We start from the raw sequence: 8,690 nt of genomic DNA on the forward strand, positions 1-8,690 counted from the left end.
CGCGGACGGCGGTGGCGAGGAAGTGGGCGTGAGTGTTGCCGTGGCCGACGGATCCGCCGGTAGCGGGTGACAGCCCGGCCGGTACCGGACGACGGCCCGGCCGGTACCGGACGACGGCCCGGCCGGTACCGGACGACGGCCCGGCTGGTACCGGGCGACGAATCCCCGGGCTGCCGCCCCGAGTCATCCGCTCCAGCCGGCGTGTGCGCCGGTGAGGCGGGTGAGGGGCTCCGTCTCGCGGGGCGGAGGGCCGGTGAGGTCGCCGAGGCGCCACGCGTGCACCCATGGGACGCGGTGGACGGCCACGACGGACTCCAGCAGCCGTACGCCCTGGGCCAGCGGGCGCGGCAGCCGGCCCGGCGCGTCCGCTACCAGTACCACCGCGTCGAGGGCGAGCCCGCGCGGCGCCTGACCGCGCCGGAAGACCTCCAGGGTGCGCAGGGCCGCCTCGATGCCGTACGCGTGCGTGCGGGCGACGAGGAGGACGGACGCCGGGTCTCCGGGGGCCGGCCAGTCACAGCCGCAGTCGTGACCGCCGTAGACCCGGGCCAGCGTGGTGGCGCCGGCGCCGCCGTGCGCGGCCAGCCAGGAGAAACGGTGCGGAACGCGCGCGTGCGGGGCGGGTTCGTACGCACCCGGCTCCGGTGGGGCGACCGGGCCGCGCAGCCATATCTCCGGTCCGCCGCGCGCGTCCGTCGTCCGCATCTGCCGTACCCCCTCCTCGTCGGCCGTCAACCGCCGCGGCCCCCGGTGTCCGGTGCGGCGTCCAGGCCGCGCTGGGTTCCTGGAACGATGCTGTGACAGCGTGGTGACGTGTGCACCGGGGGCGAGCGGTGACACTTCAACAGTACGTGCAGGACCGGATCGTGACGCTGGGGAGCGGAGCCCTACGGCTTCCCCACGCATCCGAGTGTGAGGGAACCGATGTCTCGACTGAGCCGCGAGAAGACGAACCGCGAGAAGAAGCGGGGCCAGAAGCTCGCCGCCGGGGGTCCGACGGCCGGCGTGGTGCCGCTCGACGTCCGTGTCCCCGGTACGGGGCCGGGCGGGGCCGGCGCGACGATCGGCGGGGTGCCGGTCACCGCGGCCGACGGCGAGGAGGCCCAGCAGGCCGTCCTGCGCCACCTGCACCGCATCGCCCTCGCCACCGGCCACCCGGTGCTCGCCACCGTCCACGACACGCGCATCGGCTACGTCGTCCCGCTCCGGGTCGACACCGACGGGTCCAGTCACTTCACCGGGGAGCCGGTGCGGATGGCGCCGCTGGAGGAAGCAGCGCCCGCGCCCACGCGGGCACCCGCAGCGGCACCCGCGCCGGATTCACCGTCGGCGGCCGGTCCCGCGCCCGAGCACTCCGCGCCCGCCGAGCCGTCCCCGCCCGCCGAGCCGACGCGCGACAAGCCCACGCACCTCCTGCGGTCCGTGTCCGAGCCGGTGCGGGACGCCGCGCCGACGTTCCGGCTGCGCACGGTGTCCGAGCCGCAGGACGCGGCCCCCGCACCCGGTACGGTCGCCCCGCCGACGGGCGTCTTCGGCCCGCCCCCCGCGATGGACGCGCCCTCCGATCACCCGACGGCCGCGCCTCCGGAGCACCGGACGCCCGCGCCCCCGTCGCCCTCGACCTCCACGCAGCCCCCCGCCCCCGCCGCCCCGGTGTCCCGCGCCACCCGTGACCTCGGGTCGGAGCTGGGCCCCGCGATGGCCGAGGCCGACCCCGAGCCGAAGCACACGCCCGCGCGCGGCTTCGACGCGGTCGCCGAAGCGGTACTGGGGGAGGACCCCCGGACGGCCACCGGGGCCGACGGGACGCCCGCGGTGCTCGCCGAGCCGATGGCGCGGATCAACGACGCGGTCAGGGCGGGCCGCATAGACGCGGCGGCACAGCTCGCGGAGCGGACCGTGGCCGAGGCGTCGGGCACGCTGGGCCCCACCCACCCGGAGGTGCTGGGGCTCCGCGAACTCACCGCCTACATCGCCTACTTGGCCGGTGACGCGCTCCGCGCCTTCCACGTCTCCCTGGAACTGGCCGGCATCCACCGCCGCGCGGGCGACGCCGAGGCCGCGTACGGCAACGTGCAGAGCGCCGCCGCGGCCTGGCGTGCCGTGCGCGACCCCCTCCAGGGCCTGAACCTGGGCACGGAACTGATCGGCGTGTGGACGGAGCTGGCGGCCGAGGACGGCCCGGCCGCCGAGGACGCCGACCAGCTCGAGTCGGCCCGCGCCCGCATGCTGCGCCTGGCCCAGCGGGCCCGCACCGCCGGAGCGTGAGACCGGACACGACCTAGGACAACGCCCCGGCCGGCCTCTCGTCCCGGCGCCGTCAGGAGGACGACGCCCCCACCCGGCTGCGAGGCTGGCGCCCCGAGCCTGCTACGAGGACAACGTCCACACCGCGTACGCCAGCGCGTCCGCGTTGCGGTCCAGGGCGGTGTCGTTGAGGTTGGCGATCGTGTCGCACGAGGAGTGGTAGCAGCGGTCGAAGGGCTGACCGGCGGTGCCGCCCCACTTGGCCGCCTGCGCCGACGTCTTGACGTAGTCGGCGCCGCTGAACAGGCCGCCCACGGGTATCCCCACGTTCTTGAACGGGGCGTGGTCGGAGCGGCCGTCGCCCTCGGTCTCGATCTCGGTGGGGACGCCGAGGCCCGAGAAGTACGTCTTGAAGGTCTGCTCGATGGTGGGGTCGTCGTCGTAGACGAAGTAGCCGGGGTTGGGCGAGCCGATCATGTCGAAGTTCAGGTAGGCGCTGATCCGTGAGCGGTTGGTCGACGACAGGTTGTTGACGTAGTAGCGGGAGCCGACCATCCCCAGTTCCTCCGCGCCCCACCAGGCGAACCGCAGGTGCCGGGTGGGCTGCAGACCGGCGCGCGACACGGCCAGCGCGGTCTCCAGGACGGCGGCCGAGCCGGAGCCGTTGTCGTTGATGCCGGGACCGGCGGTGACGCTGTCGAGGTGGGAGCCGGCCATGACGACCCGCGTGGTGTCACCGCCGGGCCAGTCGGCTATCAGGTTGTAGCCGGTGCGGCTGGACGACGTGAACTGCTGGATGGTCGTGGCGAACCCGGCGGCGTCCAGCTTGGCCTTCACGTAGTCGAGCGAGGCCCGGTAACCGGTGCGGCCGTGCGCCCGGTTGCCGCCGTTGGCGGTCGCTATGGACTGGAGCTGGGACAGGTGCGCCTTGACGTTGGCCACGGGGATGTCGGGCGCGGCGGCGACCGCGGGGGTGGCGGGCGCCGCGCCGGCCAGGGATCCGGTGGCGAGGAGGGTGGTGGCGGTGACGACGGCAGCGGCCGCCGCCCGCCCGGAAACGGAGAGCTTCATGGTGGGGGACTCCGGCTTCCAGCGGGGTTCCCCTGGGACGGCCGCCATTTGAGGCGCGGGGGAGCCCACAGGAACCCACAGTGAATGGGGTGCCTGGATGGTGAAGCCGGGACTGACTTTGCGTCAAGAGCGTCATTCGGACACGGAGTTCATCTATCGAAGAGCCCTCCGGCCCACCTGGCCCTCTGGCTCATCCGACCCCTGTCCCCCCTGGCTCACTGCACGCAGAACTCGTTGCCCTCCGGGTCCGTCATCACCACCCACTGGCCCGACGGCTCCTTCACCTCCCGCTCCACGCGCGCGCCGAGCGCGGTCAGCCGCTCGACCTCCCCGGCGCGGCGCTCGCCGCCCACGTGCAGGTCGAGGTGCAGCCGGTTCTTCGTGGTCTTGGCCTCCGGCACCCGCTGGAAGAGCAGCCGGCGTCCCAGCCCGGTGCCGCTGTCCGCGTCGACGGGGTCGTCGGGGTGGCGTACGGCGACCAGGTCGCGGAAGGCGGCGCGGCCGTGGAACTCCACGGTGGCCTCGCCGGGCAGCGCGCCCATCGCGAGCAGCCGCTCGATGAGCGCGCTGTTGTCCTCGGTCTCGTAGTGCAGCGCGGCGGCCCAGAAGTCGGCCTGGGCGTGCGGGTCGGAGCAGTCGACGACGAGCTTGAAGTGCACGGGTGCGCGAGTGGTCTGCGTTATGTAACCACTTATATTGGTTACGTGAGTGAGCGCGCAACGGAACCGCCGGAACGGCCGCCCGGTCTGACCCTGGTGTCGTACGACGGCAAGCCCTACCGCTTCGACCCGGGCGCCCTCTGCCTGGAGCTGCTGACGACCGGCGGGCCGGGTGCGTTCGCACGCCACGAGGTGCTGCACGAGCCTGCCGACCTGGTGGCGTGGGCCGCCCGCAGCCGTCTTCCCGACGGGCTGGATCTCACCGTCTCCGGGGCCGAGTTGCAGCGCGCCCGTGCCGTCCGCGACGCCCTGTTCCTGCTGACGGCGGACCGTGCCCACGGCCGGCCGCTCGACGCGGGGCACATCGAGGTGATCAACGCGGCCGCCGAGGCGCCTCCCCTGGTGACCCGTCTCGCCGCCGACGGCACGCGCGCGTGGACGCCCGGCGCCACCGGGACCGGCCTGCTGTCGACCGTCGCGCGCGACGCGATCGACCTGTTCACCGGTCCGTACGCCGACCGCGTCCGCGAGTGCGGCGCCCACGACTGCTACCTGCTGTTCGTCGACACCTCACGCCCGGGCCGCAGGCGCTGGTGCGCGATGGAGCACTGCGGGAACCGGGCGAAGGTACGGGCGCACCGGGCCCGCGGCAGGACCGCCTAGCGGGACTCGCCGCCCACCCGGCGCGCCCACCCGGCGGGCCCACCCGGCGGCCCCACGCCGCGGCCGCCACTCGGCGGGCCCGTCCGGAGTCAGGCGTCGGTCGCCGCAGTCGTGGCGGCCGAGGAGGTCGTGGCAGCCGGCACGGCCGGGCTGACCTGCGACCCGCTCGGCTCGCCCCGCGGCCCGCTCGGTTCGCTCAGCGGCTCCCACCGCCGCGCCCGCCGTGCCGTCCGCAGCGCGTCCCAGGTGAGCATCGACAGCGCCAGCCACACCAGGGCGAAGCCCGCCCAGCGCTCGACCGGCATCTCCTCGTGGAAGTACGCGATGCCCAGCAGGAACTGGAAGACCGGTGCCAGGTACTGCAGCAGTCCCAGCGTCGACAGCGGCACGCGGATCGCCGCCGCGCCGAAGCAGACGAGCGGGATCGCCGTGACCACGCCGGTCGCGGCCAGCAGGGCGGAGTGGCCCGCGCCCTCGGAGGCGAACGTGGACTCGCCCCGCGCGCTCAGCCACGTCAGGTAGGCCATCGCGGGGAGGAACTGGATCGCCGTCTCGGCGGCGAGCGACTCCACCCCGCCGAGGTTGACCTTCTTCTTCACCAGCCCGTACGTGGCGAACGAGAAGGCCAGGCACAGGGAGATCCACGGCGGCCGGCCGTAGCCGACGGTCAGGACGGCCACGGCGACGACGGTGACACCGACCGCGGCCCACTGCACGGGCCGCAGCCGCTCCTTGAGGATCAGCACGCCCATCGCGATGGTGACCAGGGGGTTGATGAAGTACCCGAGGGACGCCTCGACGACGTGCCCGGCGTTGACCGCCCAGATGTAGACGCCCCAGTTCACGGTGATCACCGCGGCGGCCACCGTGAGGAGGGCGAGCCTGCGCGGTTGCCGCAGCAGCTCACCCGCCCACGCCCAGCGCCGGATGAACAGGAGGGCGACGGCGACGAAGGCCAGCGACCACACCATGCGGTGGGCCAGGATCTCCACCGCGCCGGCGGGCTTGAGGAGCGGCCAGAACAGCGGGACCAGCCCCCACATGCCGTAGGCCGCGAAGCCGTTCAGCAGACCTATGCGCTGCTCGCTCCTGGACTTTCCGGCCACGGCCACTCCTCCTCGCTCCACGCACGCATGGAACGCACGCACGCGTGGTCGAAGGTAACGCCGCGGACCCCCGTCTGTCATGCCCGTATCGCCATACGGTCATGACCGACGGGGGTGGGAGCCGCCCGGCCGTGATCGACTGCGCGGCTCAGCCCTTCAGCGCCGCCGCGATCGCCTCGGACAGCGGCGTCGTCGGGCGGCCGATCAGCCGGGACAGGTCGCCGCCGGGAACGACCAGCTCACCCTTCTCGATCGAGGCGTCGACGCCCGCGAACACCGCGGCCAGCGGGGCGGGCAGCCCGGCGCCGGTCAGGATGCCGGTGAGCGCCTCGGGGGACACGGCGTTGTAGACGATCTCCTGGCCGGTCTGCGTGCTCAGCTCGGCCGCGTACTCGGCGAAGCTCCACGCGGTGTCGCCGCCCAGCTCGTACGTCGTGTTCTCGTGGCCCTCGCCGGTCAGCACGGCGACCGCGGCCGCCGCGTAGTCGGCGCGCGCGGCGGAGGACACCCGGCCCTCGCCGGCGGCCGCGACGACGGCGTGGTGCTCCAGGACGGGCGCGAGGTTCTCCGTGTAGTTCTCGTGGTACCAGCCGTTGCGCAGCAGCACGTACGGCAGGCCGGAGGCCAGCAGCGTCTCCTCGGTCACCCGGTGGTCGTCGGCGAGCGCGGCGGTCAGGGTGCCGGGGGCGCTGGTGTAGGCGAGGAGCGCGGCGCCGGCGGCCTTGGCCGCGTCGATGACGACCCGGTGCTGCTGCGGGCGGCCCTTGTCGAACTCGTTGCCCGAGATCAGCAGGACCTTGTCGCGGGCGGAGAAGACACCGTCGAAGGTCTCGGGCCGGTTGTAGTCGGCCACGGCCAGGCGCACCCCGCGCGCCGCGAGGTCGGCGGCCTTCGCCTCGTCGCGCACGACGGCGGTGATCTGCCCGGCCGGGACCTTCTCCAGCAACTGCTCCACGACGTGGCGGCCGAGGTGTCCGGTGGCTCCGGTGACGACGATGCTCATGGTTCACAACTCCTTGTGGGGGTGCCTGATGTACTAACCCTACGGCGGGCGCTAACTCAACGAAAGTACCCACCTTGAAGTAAGGTACTGGCATGGCAGTGAGCAACCAGGTCGTCCCCACGTCCGACGCCGAGCGCATGTGCCCCCACCGCCTCGTGCTGGAGCACGTCACCAGCCGCTGGGGCGTCCTCGTCCTCGTCGAGCTGTTGGAGCGCCCCTACCGGTTCAGCGAGCTGCGCCGCGCGGTCGGCCGGTACGGCAGGGACGTCAGCGAGAAGATGCTCACCCAGACCCTCCAGACCCTGGAGCGGGACGGCATCGTCCACCGCGACGCCCACCCGGTCATCCCGCCCCGCGTCGACTACTCGCTGACCGACCTCGGCCGGGAGGCGGCGGAGCAGGTGCGCGCGCTCACCCAGTGGACCCAGGACCGCTTGGGGCAGGTGGAGCAGGCCCGCCGGGCATACGACGAGGCCCGGGCGCTCAGGTCCCGGGCCTCGTGACACACCGCCGACCCCGTGGGCCGGCTCGGGGGACCGGGCCTACCCGGTCGACTCCGCTGCCTCAGCCGACGACGGTCCAGGTGTCGCCGCCCGCCAGCAGCGCGGCCAGGTCGCCCTTGCCCTGCTGCTCGATCGCGGTGTCGAGCTGGTCGGCCATCGACGCGTCGTAGACGGGCCGGTCCACCGAGCGGAACACGCCGATCGGGGTGTGGTGCAGCGTGTCCGGGTCGGCCAGCCGGGACAGCGCGAACGCGGTCGTGGGGGACGCGGCGTGCGCGTCGTGCACCAGGACCTGGTCCTCGTTCTCCGGCGTCACCGCCACCACCCTCAGGTCACCCGTCCGGGCGTCCCGGACGACTCCCCTGGACAGGTCGCCGCCGAAGCGGATCGGCTTGCCGTGCTCCAGGCGGATGACGGCTTCCTCGGCGGTCTGTTTGTCCTTGAGGGCGTCGAAGGCGCCGTCGTTGAAGATGTTGCAGTTCTGGTAGATCTCGATGAGCGCGGTGCCGGGATGGGCGGCGGCCTGGCGCAGGGTCTCGGTGAGGTGTTTGCGGTCGGAGTCGACGGTGCGGGCGACGAAGGACGCCTCGGCGCCGAGGGCGAGGGAGACCGGGTTGAAGGGCGCGTCCAGCGACCCCATCGGCGTCGACTTGGTGATCTTGCCGACCTCGGAGGTGGGCGAGTACTGGCCCTTGGTCAGGCCGTAGATGCGGTTGTTGAACAGCAGGATCTTGAGGTTGACGTTGCGGCGCAGGGCGTGGATGAGGTGGTTGCCGCCGATGGACAGCGCGTCGCCGTCACCGGTGACGACCCACACCGACAGGTCGCGGCGGGAGGCGGCCAGGCCGGTGGCGATGGCGGGGGCGCGGCCGTGGATGGAGTGCATCCCGTAGGTGTTCATGTAGTACGGGAAGCGGGAGGAGCAGCCGATGCCGGAGACGAAGACGATGTTCTCGCGGGCCAGGCCCAGTTCGGGCATGAAGCCCTGCACGGCGGCGAGGATCGCGTAGTCGCCGCAGCCCGGGCACCAGCGCACTTCCTGGTCGGACTTGAAGTCCTTCATCGACTGCCGGGCCTCCGCCTTCGGCACCAGTGAAAGCGCCTCGATCGTGCCCGTGCCTTCCGTGGTCGTCTCAGCCATCGATGGCCTCCTTCAACGCCGCGGCGAGCTGTTCCGCCTTGAACGGCATGCCGTTGACCTGGTTGTACGAGTGCGCGTCGACCAGGTACTTCGCCCGGATCAGGGTCGCGAGCTGGCCGAGGTTCATCTCGGGGACCACGACCTTGTCGTACCGCTGGAGCACTTCCCCGAGGTTGTGCGGGAAGGGGTTGAGGTGGCGCAGGTGGGCCTGCGCGATGGATTCCCCGGCCGTGCGCAGCCGGCGTACGGCGGCGGTGATGGGCCCGTACGTCGATCCCCAGCCCAGGACCAGGGTGC

At 73.0% G+C, this 8,690-nt stretch carries 9 protein-coding genes and 1 pseudogene; 3 read left to right on the forward strand and 7 right to left on the reverse strand.

Features of this window, described 5'->3' with window-relative positions:
- Positions 1 to 183: 183 nt before the first annotated feature.
- Positions 184 to 705: a DUF6668 family protein gene (locus tag E4U92_RS26280; protein WP_137302944.1), complete on the reverse strand. Its 522-nt coding sequence runs from the start codon at positions 703 to 705 to the stop codon at positions 184 to 186.
- Between the two features lie 219 nt (positions 706 to 924).
- Here E4U92_RS26280 and E4U92_RS26285 point away from each other — a divergent pair, with 219 nt between their 5' ends.
- Positions 925 to 2,268, forward strand: a complete 1,344-nt coding sequence (locus E4U92_RS26285; protein WP_137302945.1) for a tetratricopeptide repeat protein — start codon at positions 925 to 927, stop codon at positions 2,266 to 2,268.
- Between the two features lie 102 nt (positions 2,269 to 2,370).
- On the opposite strand, the gene E4U92_RS26290 is transcribed toward E4U92_RS26285, so the two are convergent.
- The gene (locus E4U92_RS26290) at positions 2,371 to 3,318 is read right to left on the reverse strand and encodes a M28 family metallopeptidase (RefSeq protein ID WP_137302946.1); all 948 of its coding nucleotides are present in this window, start codon (positions 3,316 to 3,318) and stop codon (positions 2,371 to 2,373) included.
- 215 nt (positions 3,319 to 3,533) lie between these two features.
- A complete protein-coding gene (locus E4U92_RS26295) occupies positions 3,534 to 3,977 on the reverse strand; it encodes a VOC family protein (RefSeq protein WP_174864024.1) in 444 nt (147 codons plus the stop codon).
- 45 nt (positions 3,978 to 4,022) lie between these two features.
- Between E4U92_RS26295 and E4U92_RS26300 the strand changes: the two genes are divergently transcribed.
- The gene (locus E4U92_RS26300; protein ID WP_174864026.1) at positions 4,023 to 4,640 is read left to right on the forward strand and encodes a CGNR zinc finger domain-containing protein; all 618 of its coding nucleotides are present in this window, start codon (positions 4,023 to 4,025) and stop codon (positions 4,638 to 4,640) included.
- 89 nt (positions 4,641 to 4,729) lie between these two features.
- On the opposite strand, the gene rarD is transcribed toward E4U92_RS26300, so the two are convergent.
- Positions 4,730 to 5,746 (reverse strand): EamA family transporter RarD, encoded by a 1,017-nt coding sequence (gene rarD / locus E4U92_RS26305; protein ID WP_137302948.1) that lies wholly within the window; start codon positions 5,744 to 5,746, stop codon positions 4,730 to 4,732.
- 148 nt (positions 5,747 to 5,894) lie between these two features.
- On the reverse strand, positions 5,895 to 6,749 hold the full coding sequence (locus E4U92_RS26310) for an NAD(P)H-binding protein (RefSeq protein ID WP_137302949.1): 855 nt from the start codon (positions 6,747 to 6,749) through the stop codon (positions 5,895 to 5,897).
- Between the two features lie 92 nt (positions 6,750 to 6,841).
- On the opposite strand from E4U92_RS26310, the gene E4U92_RS26315 reads away from it, so the two are divergent.
- Positions 6,842 to 7,252 (forward strand): winged helix-turn-helix transcriptional regulator, encoded by a 411-nt coding sequence (locus E4U92_RS26315; protein WP_137302950.1) that lies wholly within the window; start codon positions 6,842 to 6,844, stop codon positions 7,250 to 7,252.
- Between the two features lie 61 nt (positions 7,253 to 7,313).
- Here the strand turns inward: E4U92_RS26315 and E4U92_RS26320 are convergent, their stop codons facing one another.
- Together E4U92_RS26320 and E4U92_RS26325 are read right to left on the reverse strand one after the other, a co-directional pair.
- Entirely contained in the window at positions 7,314 to 8,393 is a 1,080-nt protein-coding gene (locus E4U92_RS26320) for a 2-oxoacid:ferredoxin oxidoreductase subunit beta (protein ID WP_137302951.1), read from the reverse strand.
- A pseudogene (locus E4U92_RS26325) lies at positions 8,386 to 8,690 on the reverse strand (2-oxoacid:acceptor oxidoreductase subunit alpha); the annotation flags it as partial. The pseudogene E4U92_RS26325 and the gene E4U92_RS26320, both read right to left, overlap by 8 nt.

Source organism: Streptomyces galbus (genome assembly GCF_005280195.1).
Lineage (GTDB): Bacteria > Actinomycetota > Actinomycetes > Streptomycetales > Streptomycetaceae > Streptomyces > Streptomyces galbus.